General features: G+C 46.5%; 13 protein-coding genes. 10 read left to right on the top strand and 3 right to left on the bottom strand.

Annotated elements, in window-relative coordinates:
- Together OIM59_RS18645 and OIM59_RS18640 are read right to left on the bottom strand one after the other, a co-directional pair.
- The coding region (locus OIM59_RS18645; RefSeq protein ID WP_303898118.1) for an AMP-binding protein at nucleotides 1-812 on the bottom strand (812 nt) is incomplete at its 3' end.
- A gap of 21 nt (nucleotides 813-833) precedes the next feature.
- Nucleotides 834-1,388 (bottom strand): helix-turn-helix domain-containing protein, encoded by a 555-nt coding sequence (locus tag OIM59_RS18640; protein WP_148327712.1) that lies wholly within the window; start codon nucleotides 1,386-1,388, stop codon nucleotides 834-836.
- A 93-nt stretch (nucleotides 1,389-1,481) separates the two neighbouring features.
- Between OIM59_RS18640 and OIM59_RS18635 the strand changes: the two genes are divergently transcribed.
- Entirely contained in the window at nucleotides 1,482-1,871 is a 390-nt protein-coding gene (locus tag OIM59_RS18635) for a hypothetical protein (protein ID WP_299170481.1), read from the top strand.
- Nucleotides 1,872-1,902: 31 nt separating this feature from the next.
- Nucleotides 1,903-3,039 carry a Gfo/Idh/MocA family protein gene (locus OIM59_RS18630; RefSeq protein ID WP_303898115.1) on the top strand — a complete coding sequence of 379 codons (1,137 nt, stop codon included), beginning with the start codon at nucleotides 1,903-1,905 and terminating at the stop codon, nucleotides 3,037-3,039.
- A gap of 13 nt (nucleotides 3,040-3,052) precedes the next feature.
- Here OIM59_RS18630 and proB read toward each other — a convergent pair whose 3' ends face one another.
- On the bottom strand, nucleotides 3,053-4,144 hold the full coding sequence (gene proB, locus OIM59_RS18625) for a glutamate 5-kinase (protein WP_303898113.1): 1,092 nt from the start codon (nucleotides 4,142-4,144) through the stop codon (nucleotides 3,053-3,055).
- A gap of 604 nt (nucleotides 4,145-4,748) precedes the next feature.
- Between proB and bglX the strand changes: the two genes are divergently transcribed.
- From bglX to OIM59_RS18585, 8 genes are all read left to right on the top strand, one after another.
- Nucleotides 4,749-6,998 carry a beta-glucosidase BglX gene (gene bglX, locus OIM59_RS18620; protein WP_303898111.1) on the top strand — a complete coding sequence of 750 codons (2,250 nt, stop codon included), beginning with the start codon at nucleotides 4,749-4,751 and terminating at the stop codon, nucleotides 6,996-6,998.
- A 186-nt stretch (nucleotides 6,999-7,184) separates the two neighbouring features.
- Nucleotides 7,185-8,936 carry a DUF6377 domain-containing protein gene (locus tag OIM59_RS18615; RefSeq protein WP_303898109.1) on the top strand — a complete coding sequence of 584 codons (1,752 nt, stop codon included), beginning with the start codon at nucleotides 7,185-7,187 and terminating at the stop codon, nucleotides 8,934-8,936.
- 321 nt (nucleotides 8,937-9,257) lie between these two features.
- A complete protein-coding gene (locus OIM59_RS18610) occupies nucleotides 9,258-12,392 on the top strand; it encodes a glycoside hydrolase family 2 TIM barrel-domain containing protein (RefSeq protein WP_303898107.1) in 3,135 nt (1,044 codons plus the stop codon).
- A 25-nt stretch (nucleotides 12,393-12,417) separates the two neighbouring features.
- Nucleotides 12,418-14,241: a hypothetical protein gene (locus OIM59_RS18605; protein ID WP_299170492.1), complete on the top strand. Its 1,824-nt coding sequence runs from the start codon at nucleotides 12,418-12,420 to the stop codon at nucleotides 14,239-14,241.
- Nucleotides 14,242-14,330: 89 nt separating this feature from the next.
- Nucleotides 14,331-15,098 carry a glycoside hydrolase family 16 protein gene (locus OIM59_RS18600; RefSeq protein WP_299170494.1) on the top strand — a complete coding sequence of 256 codons (768 nt, stop codon included), beginning with the start codon at nucleotides 14,331-14,333 and terminating at the stop codon, nucleotides 15,096-15,098.
- Between the two features lie 116 nt (nucleotides 15,099-15,214).
- Nucleotides 15,215-15,997, top strand: a complete 783-nt coding sequence (locus OIM59_RS18595; protein ID WP_299170496.1) for a Cof-type HAD-IIB family hydrolase — start codon at nucleotides 15,215-15,217, stop codon at nucleotides 15,995-15,997.
- 174 nt (nucleotides 15,998-16,171) lie between these two features.
- Nucleotides 16,172-18,595 carry a TonB-dependent receptor gene (locus OIM59_RS18590; RefSeq protein ID WP_299170498.1) on the top strand — a complete coding sequence of 808 codons (2,424 nt, stop codon included), beginning with the start codon at nucleotides 16,172-16,174 and terminating at the stop codon, nucleotides 18,593-18,595.
- Between the two features lie 29 nt (nucleotides 18,596-18,624).
- Entirely contained in the window at nucleotides 18,625-20,046 is a 1,422-nt protein-coding gene (locus OIM59_RS18585) for a DUF4374 domain-containing protein (protein WP_299170500.1), read from the top strand.
- Nucleotides 20,047-20,054: the final 8 nt, after the last annotated feature.

Here is a 20,054-nt window from a genome sequence, read left to right as displayed (position 1 = left end):
TCATGGTCGTACACAAAGATATTGGCCCCCGCAATCATCTGCCCGTAGAGTTTTCCCCATACGGCCTTTCCCCATCCCGTATCGGCAATAGTGAAATGCAGGCTGTCTTCATGGAGGTTATGCCAGAAACATCCCGTGGCGATGTGTCCCAACGGATACGTGAAATCATGGGCCACCATCTTCGGCTCACCGGTCGTACCCGAGGTGAAGTACATCAGGGAAATGTCGTCGTTGGTATTCACATGAGCCGGACGCACGAAAGGAGGTGCCGCTTCCATCCCTTTATGGAAGTCTTCAAAACCTTCCGGATATTCTGGGCCCACGCTCACCAGCCGTTCCACCGTCGGCGATTCCGGCATGGCGTCCAGAATATGTTTCGTGATGACCGGCTCCCCTGCAGCCACAATTGCCTTGATACCCGCCGCCTGGCAACGGTACACAATGTCTTTCTTGGTCAGCAAATGCGTGGCCGGAATGGTGATGGCCCCGATTTTGTGCAAAGCAATGATGGAAAACCAGAACTCATACCGGCGTTTCAGAATCAGCATCACCTTGTCGCCATACCCGATACCCAGGCTTTGAAAATAAGAAGCCGCCATATCGGTATATTTCTTCAAATCCGCATACGTAAACTGGATGTGCTCGCCCTTGTCGTTGGTCCAAAGCAACGCTTTCTTTTCCGGACGTTCTGCCGCCCAGGCATCCACCACATCATAGCCGAAGTTAAAGTTCTCCGGCACCTTTACCTTAAAATGCGCGATAAAATCCTCCTGCGAGGTAAAATGTGTCTGTTCAACAAATCTTTCTAACATATATCTCTTCAATCTTAATTTCTACATTACAATTGCCAGGAATTTCACGGCCTTCCCGTCGAGGGCCTTCATGCCGTGCGGAAGGGAAGAATCAAAATAAAGGCTGTCGCCCTGCTCCAGAATCAGGTCTCTTCCATTGATGCTGAGCAACATCCGGCCTTCCAACACCATGTTGAACTCCTGACCGTAGTGAGTATTATAATAAATAGGTGTATCTTCCGGCTTCGGTTCCACGGTTACCAGAAAAGGATCGGCCTTGCGGTTCCGGAAACCGGAAGCCAGTGCCTGATATTTGTAAGCCTTCGTACGTTCCACCGAGATGCCGGTTCCCCAGCGGGTCAGAAAATAAGAATTCATCTTGGGCTCTTCCCCGAACATCAGCACATCCAACGGAATGTCAAATTTCCGCGCAATCTGCTGCAAGGTGCTGACGGCAATGTCAAACTCTCCCGACTCAATCTCACGATACTGTTCTACCCGCAGCCCGCAGCGGTCGGCCATTTCTTCCACACTCAGTTCCAAGGCATCGCGCAACCCACGGATGCGTTCCCCTATTTGTCTTATTTGCTCGTCCATAGTTCGATTTTTTAGTTCTTCGCTCAAATTTACGAAAGATTATGAAAAAGCAAGAAAAATATTTCGAACTTTGCAACCGAAAACCTAAAAACCATGATTCGACAAGATTATCTCATACGCATGATCCAGGAAATCTTCGCCGCCATCGCGAACCTGCTGCTCCGCCGGAAACGCATCAGCCAAACGGACTGGGAAGAATATGAAAGCACAGCCCGGCAAATACTGGGAGTGACACCCGAACAATTGGCACAAATGGAATGTGAAGAACTGCTTGACCAATACCACGAAGACAAAGACGGAATCGAGAAAATAGAACTGGCTGCCATGATGATGCTGAAAATGGCGGAAGACACGAAAGACATCGTGCCCAAAGCCCGCCTGCAACAAGAAGGAGTGGCCCTGCTGAAATACGTGCAAGCGCACGGAAACACCTACTCCCTGCCTCGCGAACTGCTCATCCAGTTTCTGGAGTCCAGACACTGATCCGTATTCACCCTACCTAACCTTTCAATCGATGGAAACGCTCAAAATCGCTTATATCGGCATGGGATACCGCGGCAAGCAACTGCTGGCCCTCTGCCGTCACATTCCTTATTTCCAGATTACCGCCATTGCCGACCCGGAAGCCCGGGAAGACGTGTATGGCGTGCCTTGCTACCACCGGGGAGGCGACGATTACCAACGGATGATTGACACGCACGCCCCGCAACTGGTGTTCATTGCCTCACCCTGGCAACTGCATGTGACGCATGCCTTGTATTGCCTGAAGGCCGGTTGCCATGTGGCGCTTGAAATCAAAGGAGGGCTTTCACTACACGAATACCAGCCTCTCCTGGAGGCTGCCGATGCCAGCGGGAAAAAGGTTTTTCCGCTGGAGAACACGCTTTTCCGGCAAGAAGTACTGGCCATGTACAACCTGGTCCGGGAAGGGGCGTTAGGGGAAATCGTACACCTGCGCGGCGGCTACCGCCACGACCTGCGCAACCTCCTGCTGGACGACAAGGGAAATATGGGCAACCGGAAAAAGACGGAGAGCATCTGGCGAAGCAAGTTTTACCTGCAAGAAAACGGGGACCTCTATCCTACCCACGGACTGGCTCCGCTCTGCCTCATCGCCGGCATTCCCCGCAAAGACCGAGTGGTCTACCTGACTTCCTTTTCTTCTAAAGCAGCCGGACTGCACCAGCGCATCCGGGAACTGGGAGGAGACGAACAGCTCACAGTCACTCAAGGAGACATCGTCTTGACACAGCTGGAAACGGCTTCCGGCATACTCATCTCGCTCACCCACGACACGACCTTGCCGCGTCCCCGAAGCCTCGACCTGGAGGTACAAGGCACCAAGGGTATCTGGCAGGGGGAACTGCGACGCATCTACCTGGAGGGCAGGAGTCCACAAGAGACCTGGGAGCCGGATACGCCTTACCTGCAACAATACGCACATACATACTGGAAACGCTGGGGAGAAGAAGCGCTCCGCCTGGACACACACCACGAGGGTATGGACTACATCATGCTCAAGGCGCTGGAAGCGGACCTGAAACAGGAACTCACTTACCCGGCCGACCTGCGCGACCTGGCGCTTTGGACTTCGGTCACTCCGTTATCCATCCAGTCCATCGCCGAACACAAGACCATTTGTCTGGAATGAGGACGATTCAACCTCACTCCAGATAAAGATAGTCATAGTGTACCAGCGGTTTCTGTCCGTGACGGCCGACCAGCAATACGGCCTCGGCAGCATCGGCCGACACGCGGCCTACCCCGATTTGCTGTCCCTGTTCGTCCATAATACGCACGATGTCGTCTTTCTCAAAATCACCGGCCACCCGCGTCACCCCTACCGGAAGGATGCTGGTCGCCTTACTGCCCCTGACGGCCTCTACCGCCTGCCGGTTCAGGTGCAGCTCACCTTTGGCAAAACCTTCACTGTGGGCAATCCATTTCTTGACGCTCGACACCTCTGCCGGAGCCGGGAGGAAACGCGTACACACCGTCGTTTCAGGACGGTACAGCAAATCGAGCAGGATATTCTCTTTCTTTCCGTTGGCTATAATTACCGTAATGCCTTCATCGGCCACCTTGCGGGCAATGGTACTCTTGGTGAGCATGCCTCCTCTGCCGAAACCGGATTTCTCGGTCTGGATGTAGTCGGAAAGGTCTTTCCCCCGCTCCACGGTACGGATGACCGAAGTGCCCGGCTGCGAAGGAGAGCCGTTGTAGATGCCGTCGATGTTACTGAGAATAATCAGTGCCTGCATGTCCATCATCGAGGCAATCATGCCCGAAAGCTCGTCGTTGTCGGTAAACATCAGTTCGGTGATGGAAATCGTGTCATTCTCGTTCACAATGGGAATCACCCCGTTTTCCAGCATCACCCGCATGCAGTTGCGCTGGTTCAGGTAGTGGCGGCGGGTGGAAAAACTCTCCTTGGTGGTCAGCACCTGCCCCACCGTAATACCGTGTTCGCGGAACAGTTCGTAATACCGGTTAATCAGTTTGGCCTGCCCCACGGCAGAAAAGAGCTGCCGCTGGTCCACACTGTCCAGCTTTTTCAACGGTTTCAGCTCGCTTCTTCCGGAAGCCACCGCTCCGGATGACACCAATACCACTTCCACTCCGGCCTTGTGCAGTTCGGCCACCTGGTCAACCAAAGCCGACATACGGGTCACATCCAGTGTGCCGTCACGACGGGTCAGCACATTGCTGCCTATCTTTACGGCAATCCGTTTATATTGATAAGTTCTGTTTTCCATGATTCTTTCTATCTCTACAAAAGTGTTTTTCTGAAATTACTTTCAAACACTCATTATTTTCTTTACTCTGCGCAGCAAATGTAATAAATACATCGGAGAAACAAAACAAATTATCACCCTAAAAGGATATTCGTGTGAAAGGTTGTCTTCCCCCCTGCCCACCGGTTGGAAAAAACGCAAGCCCGTAAATACCAATCTTTCTCTGATTCCTTTACGTTTCCGCACCGGGAAACGTAGGTTTTCCAAAGCGGAAACGTAGGGTTTACGGGTGGGAAACATAGGGTTCCGTCATGGAGAACGTAGAAAACAAATGAAAGGTTAATGATTATCGAACCAAACTTTTCATAATTACAGGCCTTTTTTACGATAAATACAAATGCAAAACAATTCATATTCCAAAGGCTCAAACTTACTTTTAAAGAACAGGAATAAGCTAATAATCAGAATATTACCAATATGATAATTTACTATATACTTTTACCCTTCTATCCAGCCTATACAAAAACGATTTATCTTTGTCGTATCAAATTTTAACCCATTGGGGAAAATAAACTTTCTCACCTGATACTCTACATAACAAAAACACTTTAATATTCTAGATAATATGAATCCCACTAAGTTAATAACTGCAACCCTGATCTCAATATGTATCGGGAGCTGTTCGTTACAAAAGGAAGCACAGCCAGGAATTGTCATTGAGAATAAAATTGACAGTTTGCTAAATCAGATGACCTTGGACGAGAAACTGGGTCAGATGAATCAGTTAAGTCCTTATAACTTTGAGGAACTGGCCACTCGTGTGCGCAAAGGAGAAGTCGGTTCTATCCTGAACGTGGTAAACCCGGAAGAAATAAACAAAATCCAGAAAATTGCAGTAAAAGAATCACGTTTGGGAATTCCTATTCTTGTGGCCCGCGATGTAATTCACGGCTATAAAACCATTTTTCCTATCCCATTGGGACAGGCAGCGACTTTCAATCCGGAAATCGCAGAACAAGGTGCTCGTGTAGCAGCTATTGAGGCCTCAGCCGATGGAATCCGCTGGACCTTTGCCCCGATGATTGACGTATCTCGTGACCCTCGCTGGGGACGTATTGCAGAAAGTTGCGGAGAAGACCCTTACCTGAATGCCGTTATGGGAACTGCCATGATAAAAGGATATCAGGGAGATTCACTGAATGCCCCGACAGCCATTGCCGCCTGTGCTAAGCACTTCGTTGCATACGGAGCAGCAGAAGGAGGTAGAGATTACAACTCCACATTCATACCGGAACGCGTGCTGAGAAACGTGTATCTTCCTCCTTTCAAGGCTGCAGCAGATGCCGGATGTGCCACCTTCATGACTTCATTCAACGACAATGACGGCGTACCCTCTACGGCCAATAGTTTCGTTCTGAAAGACGTACTCCGCAAAGAATGGAAATATGATGGAATGGTCGTAACCGATTGGGCTTCTGCATTTGAGATGGTAAATCACGGTTTCTGCACCGATGGGAAAGATGCTGCCGAAAAATCTGTCAATGCAGGTGTAGATATGGAAATGGTGAGTGAAACGTTTATTCAGAACCTCAAGCAGTCCATAGCCGATAAAAAGGTATCAATGGAAACAATCGACAATGCCGTACGTAATATTCTGCGCCTGAAATTCCGGTTAGGTTTGTTTGACAATCCTTATATTGTAACTCCACAATCCGTAAAATACGCCAAGAAGCATCTGCAAGCAGCCAAAACGGCAGCTGAGCAGTCGGTCATTCTGTTGAAAAATGAAAACCAGACATTGCCGCTTACTGATAAGATAAGAACCTTGGCCATAATCGGTCCCATGGCAGATGCTCCTTATGAGCAAATGGGAACCTGGGTGTTCGACGGTGAAAAAGAACATACACAAACACCTTTGACTGCCATCAAAGAAATGTATGGCGACAAAGTTAAGATAGTCTTTGAAAAAGGACTCGACTACAGTCGCGACAAGAATACTGCCGGTATTTCTCGTGCAGTAAGTACAGCTCGTCAAGCCGATGCTGTAGTGGTATTTGTGGGAGAAGAATCCATTCTTTCCGGTGAAGCGCATTCTTTGGCCAATCTGAATCTTCAAGGGGCACAAAGCCAACTTATCAAAGAACTGGCCGCCACCGGAAAACCGGTAGTTACGGTAGTAATGGCCGGTCGTCAGCTAGCCATTGCGGATGAAGTGAAAGTTTCGGATGCAGTGCTCTATAGCTTTCATCCGGGAACAATGGGCGGCCCGGCCATAGCCGATATTCTTTTCGGAAAGGTAAACCCAAGTGGCAAGACTCCAGTAACTTTCCCACGCATGAACGGACAAGTACCTATCTATTATGCACAGCACAACACAGGCCGTCCAGCCAACCCTACCGAAATGCTGATTGATGAAATTCCTGTAGAAGCTGGACAAACCTCCGTAGGATGCCGTTCTTTCTATTTGGATGCAGGCAATTCACCATTGTTCCCCTTTGGCTACGGACTCTCTTACACAACTTTTGAATACAGTAACCTGAATCTTGCATCAGACAAGCTGACCGCCAAAGATACCTTATCCATCAGTTTTACACTGAAAAATACAGGCAAATACGATGGGACAGAAGTGGTTCAACTTTACGTACAGGATAAGGTAGGGTCAGTCACCCGTCCGGTGAAAGAGCTCAAACGCTTTCAGCGTGTCACTCTGAAAGCAGGAGAATCTACCCAAGTATCCTTGCACCTTCCGGTCTCTGAGCTAGCCTTTTGGGGATACAACATGAATTACACCGTAGAACCAGGCGACTTCAGGCTTTGGGTAGGCACCAGCAGTGCAGAAGGATTAACAAAAGATTTCTCTGTGTCTGCCTTGTAAATTCCAAATGGCCATAGGTTGTCATTAAGCTGAATTTATTCAATCTATCACGCTGTTTAAACCACCTTATAAGTGTGTTTAAACAGCGTTTTGCTCTTTTTTATAGGAAAATCTCTCTCCATACAAAAATTCTGTGTAACTTTAAAAATCCAATCTAAATGTATTTCCCACTTTTATTGAGCCAGTATGATGCCATATAACCTTATAAAAAATCTTACATTATTTAGTGTACTCCTTTTTGGAACCGTCTTCTGTATAGCCGCTCGAAATAATCCACAAGAAGAACAACTTCTCACCGAGCTGGATGCGGCATTATTGAAATACCCAAAATACATCCGCCAGAAAAAAGCTCAGATTCTTGAGCTACACAAATACGAAACATCTACAAGAGACAACGAACAGAAATACTGGATCAATAAGCTTCTTTATGAAGCCTATGTATCTTTTGAAGCAGATTCTGCACTGATTTATGCACAAAAGAACCTGGAATTATCTCAAAGAATGGGAAATAAGGAACGGGAGACATTATGGAAAATCTATAAGACCTATATGGCCGCATCTACAGGTCTAGTGTTAAGTGCCTCCAGCGATTTGGAACAACTCCGCCCGGACATAACCACACCCACTCTCAAAATAGAATATTATGCTCATCAAATATTTCTGGCCGGCCATATCCTGCAATATGCGGCTGCCCCTATTGACTGGGATAAGCATGTGCCGCAAAGTGTGCGTGAACAAGTAAACTATTATGCCCGACAAGAACAAATCTATAGAGACTCACTCGCCTTATGCCTGCAAACAGGAAAAGAGCAAATGTCCTTGTGGTATCAAGGCATGGCATTGTTTGACACAGATTCTCTTTTCTCACTTAAAGATACCTTGGAGAGCGTGGTTCATAAATCACAAATGGACACCCGCCATGATGCCATGAACGCCTACTTGTTATCTAAAATATATCAAAAACAAGGTATTAAGGAAAAAGCTAAATATTATCTTGTACAATCAGCCTTGGCAGATATAAAATCGGCCAATCAAGATGTAGCTTCGCTGGAAGAACTAGCCCAGATAGAATTCCAAGAAGGGGAAATCGAACGAGCTTACCTGTACATTTCCAAATGTCTGGAACTTGCCCAATCGTATTGCAACCGTGTACGTCTCGTAAGTATTTCCAAAACCCAGCATAATATACTGACAGCCTATCAAAATCTTGACAAATCTCAAAAATCAAAGCTAAGAATATCTGTTTTCTGTCTTGGCATTTTAACCTTTTCACTGATTATAACCATCTTCATGTTAAAGAAACAAATAGACAGAATAAACAAATCCCGTATGCAAATCAATCAGACCAATCAACTTCTACATGAACAAGCTATTGAAATGTCGAAAATATATGAAGATTTGGAATATGCTCACAAGAAAGAACAAGAATTGAATGCTTGTTTAAAGGATACTAATCAGAAACTACAGGCTTCTAATCAACTGAAAGAAGAATATATAGCTTATGTACTATCCATCTGTTCCAATTACATAAGCTTGCTAGATAAGTTTAGAGGAAAACTCAAGTGTAAACTCAAAGTGCACCAATATGAAGACGCTTTGGCTCTGGCCAGTAACCAAACAATGACCCAGATGGAACTAAAAGAATTCTATCGCACGTTCGATACAATTTTCTTACACGTGTATCCGTCGTTCGTAGATGAGTTCAACCAATTACTTCTGCCAGAAGAACGCATCACTCTGGCAGAAGGAGAAAAATTAAATACAATGCTACGCATTTATGCCTTGGTCAGACTAGGCATTAGTGAAAGTGTAAAAATAGCTGAATTTTTGCATTGTTCTACCCAAACAGTATACAACATACGCCTTAAAACACGCAATAAACTGATTGTGCCGAAGGATGACTTTCTGAGACTGGTTCAAAATATCGGAAAAGCATAAGCATTTTTAATTCAAGTTTCCACACAAATAAAAAATATCTTCCTTTTTACGTCATACTTGCCGTGATAAAATATACTGGTTCCGTTCAGAAAACTTACTCTTTCAGAATGGAACCCGCAACCATACATCTAATAATCAACACATTACACAACAACAAGACTTACTTTCTGTTTTTACTGTAGATAGTATTCTACTTATAATTACAATAAATTTGTGGCAAGAATTAATGAAGACAATCTTTCTTCATCTTAATCTAAAAAGCATTTTTATTCAATTCACAGTTTCAAGATTATTCATGAAATATAATCAACACTTTAATATATGAGAAACATAATAGGACTATTTGTACTGTTGTTTATGACCATATCGACCAAAGCACAACAGTCACACATTTCAATCGTGAATACCCCTCATGGAAGTACACTGACAGTAAACGGAAAACCTTTCATGATTAACGGTATGAACTGGGATTATTACCCAGTCGGTACAAACTATTCATATAGTTTATGGAACCAGCCGGATGATGTAATCAGAGCCGCACTGGATTCTGAAATGTCCCTGCTAAAGTATATGGGAGTAAATGCCATCCGACAATACTCAGGTGTACCTCCCAAATGGGTTCAATACATCTACGAGAAATATGGCATCTATACCATGATTAATCATTCTTTCGGACGCTACGGACTGACAATCAATGGTACATGGAAACCCAATACAGACTATTCCGACCCTGAAGTACATAAATTATTGATGAAGGAAATAGATGAATTCATTCATACCTACAAAGGAACTCCGGGAGTCTTGATGTATTTACTTGGAAACGAAAACAACTATGGTTTATTCTGGGAAGGCGCTGAAACCGAGAATATCCCTGTAGAAGAGCGTAAATCTACTATTCAGGCAAAATTTATGTACCAGTTGTTCAATGAAGCTGCTGTAAAAATAAAATATATGGATTCCTCGTGCCCTGTGGCTATCTGTAATGGAGACCTTTTGTTTCTAGACATCATTGCCAAAGAATGCCAGGATGTAGACATTTTGGGAATAAACTGCTACCGTGGAGAATCATTCGGTGATTTGTTCAGCAGAGTCAAGGCTGAATATGGAAAACCTGTCTTGTTCACCGAATTTGGTTCGGATGCTTTCAACGCAATCACCAAAAGTGAAGCACAGAAAGAACAGGCAGACATACTGCTCAGAAACTGGCAGGAAATCTACCTGAATGCGGCAGGAGTAGGAAACAGTAACAACTGTATTGGCGGTTTTACTTTCCAGTTCAGTGACGGATGGTGGAAATACGGTCAGACTTCTAATCTTGACAAACATGACAGTAATGCCTCATGGAGCAACGGGGGCTATCTGTTCGATTACACTCCCGGAGAAAACAACATGAACGAAGAGTGGTTCGGCATCTGCGCCAAAGGAACAGCCGACAGCCGGGGACTGTATGAATTATATCCGCGTGCAGCATACTATGCACTCAAAGAAGTACATAAAATCAATCCGTATGCCCAATCCGCCACTGCAGCCTCTATCATCCAGCAGTTTCAAGGAATAAATACCATGGGAGCTGTACTCTCTGCAAGAAGTGACAAGTCTACCCTGTTTGGTGAAATTTCCAAACGCATCAGCTTAAGTGAATTAAGGGGAGAAATTTCGACATTCTATACTGGTGGGAAAAACACAACCACCCCCAGCGAAAAACCCGAAAATCCGACTTCATTCCCTAGTTCCAAAGGATTCGACAATATGGAATCCTTCTATATTGGAGTGACCGCCAAACCTGCCGAAAATGTGCAGGCAGATGTAATGGTCAACATCCTGGGAAATGTTGCGGAAAACCCAATTGATGAAGTCTTCTATGAAAACAGAGGACGAAGCAGAAACATCGTAGATGAGAACGGTGAACTGGTTGATCTTTCTCCACTGGAAAGAGTAAAACTATACAGTGCAAGCTTCGACTGGGACGGAAAGTTTTTCCACATGAATACATTCTTTCGTAAAGGACATTATCACTGGGGATACGAAGGTGACTTCTTCGGGCTTTACCCCGAAGCAAACTATGGTCCGAACATGGACATCTACAACGGAGCTGCTCCTTTTGGATCTGAAATTGAAGGGAAAAAGTTTCTGAAAGGACTAAAAGTGGCATTTGGTCCGGAACTATGGTGGGGAGCTAATCCAGCCATATTGATCAAATACCAGCGAAACATTGGAAAATTCAATGTAGCAGGAATCTTCCACCACGACATTGCTAAACGGGAAGAGACGACTAGCTCATACGCCATCCCTGTCCCTAAAAACACCAGAGCCTCACTGGCTGTCTCAAGAACATTTGGTCGCTGGGGAGTACAGGTAGGAGGATTATGGTCGGGTACCACACAAGTAGGAAGAAGTTTTCAGGCTACCACAGAGGATGCCCCGGATGCTACAGTGTATTCCGATGTCATAAAAAACTCGGACACATTCGGTGGGAAAATGAAAGTTACCTATACTGGAGGAAAATTCAACGTATATGCACAAGGAGCCTATATGGGACTGGTGGCCAACGGTGGAGCTGACTTCACCCAGACTTTCACCGGCTGGAAACTTAAAGACAGCGGAAGCGGCAACCAGACTAATTTCCTCGCAGGATTTACATGCCAGTTAGGAGATTTTCAGATTGCCCCTAACTTCCTTTGGCAAAAACCCCTCGTCGGCCCCATGCCCCAAGGTATCAATGCTCCGGGCAGACTCCGTAACATCCTTGACGACCCGTTCGCAGTAAGAAGCAACAGAGAAACTACTGCCGGTGAGTTATTGCTGACCTACGACCCAACCCCAGAAACATGGATGTATAGCTGGGACAGCGACGAAAAAGAAGATGCACCCTTTGCAGCCTCTCTTGGATTCATCTACCGTCACCACCCTACTTCACAGGATGCTGCTATCGGCATCATGGCCAACGGACGTACCATCTTCGCCTTTCCTGGAGCAGCCCCTGCACACGATTTGTGGGAAGCAAACTTAAAAATTGCATCCAGAGTTTCTAAAGATTTTGGTATCATCTCAAGTATCTATGGAGGAACCGGACAGGCTAACGGAAGTGATGCACGCCTCATAAAAAGAATCGGCGGAGAAGCACGAATGATTTACAAACATATAAAGCTGAATGCCGCCTTGAAATTCAATGACTGGGGACCGTATGACTATCATAGAGACTTTAACCTGACATTCCCTTTCCAAGGAATCATTGATTTGTCCACCACTCTCAACAAACCGAAGTTCCTTGACTTCGTAACAACGTGTGTGGGTATCAGGGGTACATACAGAACACTCAATCAATATTCCCCTCGTTATACCTCAGGAAATATTCCCGACGGCGCAGGAAATTTTGAACCGGGTACAGACATTATCGGAGCCGGCTATGGCAACGAATGGGAAATAAGAACCTACATCACTTTCAGTCTCTTTTAATATAAACCATTAAACCAAAAACCTCATGAAGAGTTTTCTATATAAATTAACCTGCCTTTCCATCCTGTCGCTTACTGTAGCAGGATGTGAAAGAGAAATCAATACCGAAAACCTGGCCTCTTTTCCAGAAAATCCGGATGTATTTATTGACGAATTTACCTCCGACCTGCAATATGCAGCATGGGGAAAAGTAACCAGCTTCGATGTCGACCAAAAAGAGGTATACAGCGGTACGGCTTCCATGCGTATTGATGTGCCTGACCCCAACGATCCGATGGGAGACTATGCTGGCGGAAATTTCTACTCCACTACAGGACGAAACCTTTCGCAATATAATGCTTTAACTTTTTATGCAAAATCCACAGTCGCTACAGAAATAGAAGTGGGGTTAGGTGATGGCGGTCAATATAGACTAAGTCTGACTGGACTAAAATTAAACACGAGTTGGAATAAATATATCATTCCTATTCCCAACTCAGCCAAACTGATTGCAGAAACAAGTCTATTCTATTATGCAGCAGGTGCCGTTGACGGAAAAGGATATACCATCTGGTTTGACGAGGTTCGTTTTGAGAATCTGGGAACCTTGGCTCATGCAAAAGTTGGAGACATGGAAGTAGCTGGATTTCCGGGTAACTTGCCAATCGGTAATCTTACCTATACCGTAAATCTGCCCAATGCCACCAATCAGCAGGTAACAGCCTCCGCTTCTTATTTTACATTCGAATCTTCCAATCCGGAAATTGCCTCAGTGGCAGACAATGTAATCACCGTACATGGGAATGGAGAAGCAACAATCACTCTCAAAGAAGCGGAAGGTACAATAAAGGTGAATGGTGTGGACCTGGCTCCAACACCAGAAATTGCTCCTGAAAAGGTCGTTTCGCTATTTAGTGACATATATAACAATGTAACCACAGCCAACTGGAACCCTCGTTGGGAATATTCCACTACCGAATATGCAGAAATAAATGCAAATGGCAATAAAATAGTACATTATACAAATCTGAATTTTGTAGGAATTGTATTTGACTCATCCATCAACTGCAGCCACATGAACACACTGCATTTCGATGTCATGACACTTAATGAGATTCTGCCCGACTCAGAACTAAAAATAGAAGTACACAACATGCCTGTCGGAGAGGCTTCCAACTCAATCAGTTATAGTCTGGCTCCTTCTACTCACGAGAATTTACAGAAAGGCGTATGGACTTCAGTGGATATTCCCCTGATTTCTTTGAACAAGAAAGAAGACATTGCACAGCTGGTACTTTCCTCTGTCAACATGTCGGATGTGTACATTGACAACATATTTTTCTATCAAGATGAAAGCACTGTTGCTAATGAACCTAATATCCCCGCACCAACCCCCACACACGCAGCAGACAAAGTAGTATCTATCTATAGTGATGCATACGATAACGTACCAGTCGCTACCTGGTCAGCCGACTGGGATATGGCTGATGTAAGCGATACACAAGTAACTGGAAACCCAGTAAAGAAATATACCCTCAACGGATTCTCCGGAATAGAGCTGGCAAGTCCTTTCGCGGATGCAGGAAACATGTCTCATTTCCACCTAGATGTGTGGGTTCCAGAGCAAATAGCCGGAAACTTAAACATTAAACTGGTTGATTTTGGAGCAGACGGAGTCTATGGTGGAGGAGATGATGTGGAACATGAACTCACACTGCCTGACATCATCCCGGAAGAATGGAACTCTATAGATATCCCTTTCACTGATTTTACCAATCTTACAACCAAGAATCATTTAGCACAGATTCTTCTTATTGGGAATGTGACTACTCTATATTTAGACAACCTATATATGTATAGTGATAATTAAAAAACAAAAAACGACCCATGAAACAACATAAGATTTTCTATCTCGCTTTATCAGTTTTTACCTTGCAATTATTCACAAGTTGCGAAAAAATGGAAACAGTGGACAATACAGCCTGGGTATTGACATGGTCAGATGAATTCAACGAACCCACTCCAGACAACCGGCCGGACCCCAATAAATGGATGTATGATTTAGGACACGGAGAGAACGGATGGGGAAATAATGAATTACAGAACTATACCGACAAAGTGGAAAATGCCTCCTATTCAGAACATGAAGGAAGAAGCTGCCTGAAGATTACCGCTACAAGAACTGGAACCGGTTATGAATCGGCCCGAATAAAAACCAAAGGAAAATTCGAACAACAATACGGACGCTTCGAGGCTTGTATGAAGTTGCCCTACGGAAAAGGTTACTGGCCTGCCTTCTGGATGCTCGGAGCAGACATAGACCAAAACCCCTGGCCTGCTTGTGGTGAAATAGATATCATGGAGAATAAGGGGTATCAGCCTAATATCGTCTCGGGTGCATTACACTTTCCCGGACACTCGGGAAGCAATCCCATTACTCACTTTTATGGATACGAAGACAAGCGATTTGATACCGATTTCCACCTGTTCGCTATAGAATGGGATGAGGAAAAAATTGATTTCTTCGTGGACAATGTGCTATACAAAAGAGTCAAAGCTAAAGATGTGACTGACGGAGAGTGGGTGTACAATCACTCTAATAAACCATTTTTTATCTTACTCAACCTGGCTGTAGGAGGTAATTTCGGTGGCAATCCCAATGATAATACCGAATTCCCGCAAAGCATGTATGTGGACTATGTAAGGGTCTATAAAAAAGTAGACTAACCCCTCACTTACTTTTTCAGAACAATTAATATTAAGAAGGAATATGGAAATGTCTCAACAGTTTCCATATTCCTTTTATTCCTTATCTTTGCACGGATTTTTAATGCACAAGACAAATGATAAAAGCGATATTCTTTGACATCGACGGCACACTGGTTTCTTTCCAGACCCACACCGTACCAGCCTCCACCCGCAAGGCCTTGCAACTTTTAAGAGAAAAAGGCATCAAGGTATTCATTGCCACCGGACGCCCCAAATCGTTAATGATGGAGGCCGTGGGCGACCTCGACTTCGACGGATACGTCACCCTGAACGGAGCCTACTGTTTCACCGCCGACCTGCAGGACATCTACAAAGGCTGTGTACCGCAGGAGGACATCGAGCGCCTCATCCGCTACCAGCACACTCATCCGGAAATGCCTTTCGTCTTTGTGCACGACAATACCTGGTTCCTGACCCACGAAAACGAGGCGGTCCGTGAGATTGCCCGACTCATCCACATCGGCATTCCGGAAATCCTCCCCATTGAAACAGCCAGAGACAAGGAAATCCTGCAAATCATGGGCTACTTCCCGGAAGATAAGGACGAAGAGATTTTCGGCACCGTACTTACGCACTGCGAACCGATGCGCTGGCATCCGCTCTTTGCCGACATCATTGCCCGGGGAAACAGCAAAAGCCACGGCATCGACCAGATGCTGGCTTTCTACGGCATCGACCTGCAAGACACCATGGCCTTTGGAGACGGCGGCAACGACATCCCGATGCTGAAACACGTAGGCCTGGGAGTTGCCATGGGAAATGCAGCCCCTCATATTCAGGCGGTAGCCGACTACGTAACCGCCTCTGTCGATGACGCCGGCATCCTGAAAGCCCTGCAGCATTTCCATATTTTATAAAGTACACACTACTGTAATTCGTTCTGTCACAGGATATGCAGGCCTGCAATACCCATAAGTAGGTATTTATACGCTGTCTAAATTACCCACTTTTGGCGATTGCCTTCTCCGCACAACCAAGCTAATTTTGCAGGCAGAAAATTAGTGCGAAACAACAAACACGAATTACAGAAAATGAGAAATTCAGCATTTTCGCGGGGAAGCGAAAACTTAAAATGGGGTGTATTCTTTGTATTGTGCTGGTGCATCGGCGTGGGAGTTTCTGCCCAAGGCCGTGCCTTGCTGTCCGGAAAAGTGCTTTCCTCGGACAAAAGCATCATCGACTTTGCCACTGTGTACTTGAAAGGTACGCAATACGGTTGTACGACCAATGAAAAAGGCCTGTACCACCTGAAAGCACCCGCCGGAAAATATACATTAATCGTTTCGGCCATCGGTTTCGAAACGGCAGAAAAGGAAGTGGAAATTCTTGCCGACGGACGCAGCCGGCAAAACATGGTGCTGAGGCCTTCCGTCACCGAACTGGACGAAGTAGTGGTGGTTTCCAACGGAGTGGGACGCGTCAAGCGTTCGGCCTTCAATGCAGTGGCCGTAGATACCAAGGAACTGCAAAACTCCACCCAAAACCTGAGTGAGGCGCTCCAGAAACTTCCGGGAATGAAACTGCGTGAATCGGGCGGCGTGGGTTCGGACATGCAACTGATGCTCGACGGCTTCAGCGGCAAGCACGTGAAGGTGTTCATCGACGGCGTACCACAGGAGGGAGCCGGAACCGCATTCGACCTGAACAACATTCCGGTGAACTTTGCCGAACGTATCGAGGTGTACAAGGGAGTGGTACCCGTAGGCTTCGGAACCGATGCCTTGGGAGGAGTCATCAACATCGTGACCAACAAACAGAGACGGAACTGGTTCCTGGACGCATCGTATTCCTACGGTTCCTTCAATACACACAAATCGTATGTCAATTTCGGACAAAGTTTCAAAAACGGACTGACGTATGAAATCAATGCATACCAGAACTATTCGGACAACAATTACTACATTGACAACTGGGTGGAGGAGTTCAACCACGAAAACAATACGTCCATCAGCGACGAAAGCCACATCCAGCATGTAAAGCGTTTCAATGATACTTTCCACAACGAGGCGGTCATCGGAAAAATCGGCGTGACAGGCAAGAGCTGGGCCGACCGGCTGATGTTGAACGTGGCCTACTCGCATTTCTACAAAGAGATACAGAACGGCGTGTACCAGGAAATCGTGTTCGGACAGAAACACCGTCACGGCTTCTCGGTCGTACCTTCAGTGGAATACCGTAAAAACAACCTTTTCACCAAAGGACTGGATGTGACGGTGACGGCCAACTACAACCATAACCTGACCACCAACGTGGATACGGCGATGTACAAATACAACTGGTTGGGCGACCGCATCCCCCGTTCGACCGCCGGCGAACAGAACCACCAGTTCAGTGAGCAAATCAACACCAACTGGAACGCCACCTTTACGGCTGTGTACCGACTGGGCAAAATACATTCTTTTACGTTCAACAATGTGTTCAGCACCTTCCGCCGTACAGGCCGGAGCCTCATCGAAAAGAACTCGGTGCTGGAGGACTTTGACGACCCGACCAAAAACCGGAAAAACATTGCCGGTCTCTCCTACCGCCTGATGCCTTCGGAAAAGTGGAACTTGTCGGCCTTCGGAAAACATTACAGTTCCTACAGTGAGGGTACGGTACAGATAAGCGACAACAGCGTAGGAAACAACACCCGGGTGTCACAAAGTGTCCGTTCCTTCGGATATGGAACGGCCGGCACGTATTTCCTGGGGAAAGATATCCAGCTGAAACTGTCGTACGAGAAGGCACTGCGCATGCCCAGCACCCAGGAATTGTTTGGTGACGGCGACCTGGAAGCGGGAAAGGCCGACCTGAAACCGGAACGCAGTGACAATGTGAATCTCAATGCCAGCTACAGCAAGCAATGGGGCAAACACGGACTGTATGCAGAAGGAGGACTGATTTACCGCAACACGCAGGATTACATCAAACGTGACCTTTCTACCGTAGGTGGAACCAGCTACGGCAGCTATACCAATCATGGCCGGGTAGAAACCAAGGGATTCAATGTGTCCCTTCGCTACAGCTACAGTAACTGGTTCAGCATGGGCGGCACCTTCAACAACCTGGACATCCGCGACAAGGAAAAGAAACGGGCGGCCAGCAGCGGACAGAATGCCCTGACTTACGGACAACGTATTCCGAACCTGCCTTACCGTTATGCCAACCTTGATGCCAATTTCTACTGGCACGACCTGTTTGCCAAGGGAAACACCCTTACATTGGGGTGGGACTGCTTCTATCAGCACGATTTCCCCCTGTACTGGGAAAAGTTCGGTGACCCTACCACGAAAATCCGGGTACCGGAACAGCTTTCACACAACCTGTCCCTGAGCTACAGCATCCGCAACGGACGCTACAATCTCTCGCTGGAGTGCCGGAACCTCACGGATGAGAAGCTGTACGACAACTTCAGCCTGCAAAAAGCCGGACGGGCCTTCTACGGCAAATTCCGGGTATATTTTGGAAATTAATGACCATTCATCATCAAAAATACAAGTATATGACCACAAAAAACTGGATGCTGGGCCTAGGCATGTTCTGCATGGCAGGCCTGTTCACAGGGTGTCAAAAAGAAAACAATGACCCCACCTTCAACAACCACAACAACTTCAAGGGGAATTATGTCATTCCGGTCACTGCCGGAGGAACTTCCTACCTGCTCACGGCAGAAAGCCTGGATGAAGGAAAAATCTCGGTGCTCAACAACGGAAAAGAGTTTCAGGAACAGATTTCCTATTGGATTTTCTATGACCAGAATTACTTTTTCGGCATCAAATACAACGACGGTTCGCAAGGTACCGGAGGCTGCTATTACCTGGATGCGAACAACGTACCCCAGAAAAAATACAGCTATACCTTCAACCGCTTCACGACTTACGGCACCTGGGGCGACAACGTGATTACCGTATCGACCGGCAATACCAAACAGACCGACAGCAAGGGCAATGCGGCCCAAGGCTTCCTGTTCAACTACCTGAATGCCAAGAACGGTACGACCAGCACCAATCAAAAAGACATCCTGGCAGAAAATTATCTGGGCAACGGCGAGAAAGTGACCATGGCCGGATTCGTGGAAGCCAACGGAAAATTATATACATCCATCATCCCGATGGGAATGAGCCACTACGGAGTGAACACCTGGCCCGACAAGGTGCTGAGCCAGGATTATGTGGCCACCGGTGACGGAGGCTCAGGCAGCGGTAAATACACCGCCGGACAAATTCCATCGACCCAGTACCCGGACAACGCCTACATTGCCATCTACAGCGGAAGCAGTTTCGATGAAACCCCTGTCATAGCCCAGACGGATAAAATCGGTTTTGCCTGCGGACGCATGCGTTCCCAATATTACCAGACCATCTGGAGCGACGACGACGGCAACCTGTATGTATTTTCCGGGGGATACGGACGCACGGCCACCCAGCCGGCAGCCGACGCCAACCTGAAAGCCAAGGTGCAAGGCAAACTACCTTCGGGAGTGGTCCGCATCCCCGCCGGAAGCACCCGCTTCGACGAGTATTACTGCAACCTGGAAACCATGGAAGGTGCCAGCGGACACCCGCTGTTCCGCTGCTGGCATGTGGGTGGCGACTATTTCCTGCTCAACAACTACGGATGCAGTATAGAAGAAGTAGCTACATTAGGTACCAGTGCACCCAAAAATGAACTGGTCCTCTTCAAGGCCAGCGAAAAGAAACTGATTTCTATCACAGGACTGCCCGACAAGAGCCTGATTTCTTCTTTCGGCAATTCGCCTTATCTGGAAAATAAGTATTTTTACATCCCAGTACTAACCACTGAAGAAGGTGCCACTCCTACATTCTATAAAATCAACCCGGAAACAGGAGAAGCCGTAAAAGGGCTGGAAGTAGAAGCTGACGAAATCACCACGGTAGGCAAAATCGCATTAACCGCGCAATAACATAAAAA

The organism is Bacteroides mediterraneensis (assembly GCF_025993685.1).
In the GTDB taxonomy this organism is placed as follows: Bacteria; Bacteroidota; Bacteroidia; order Bacteroidales; family Bacteroidaceae; genus Phocaeicola; species Phocaeicola mediterraneensis_A.
The sequence above is the reverse complement of the archived record's forward strand: the minus strand, read 5'-3'. Positions and strand labels throughout refer to the sequence as shown.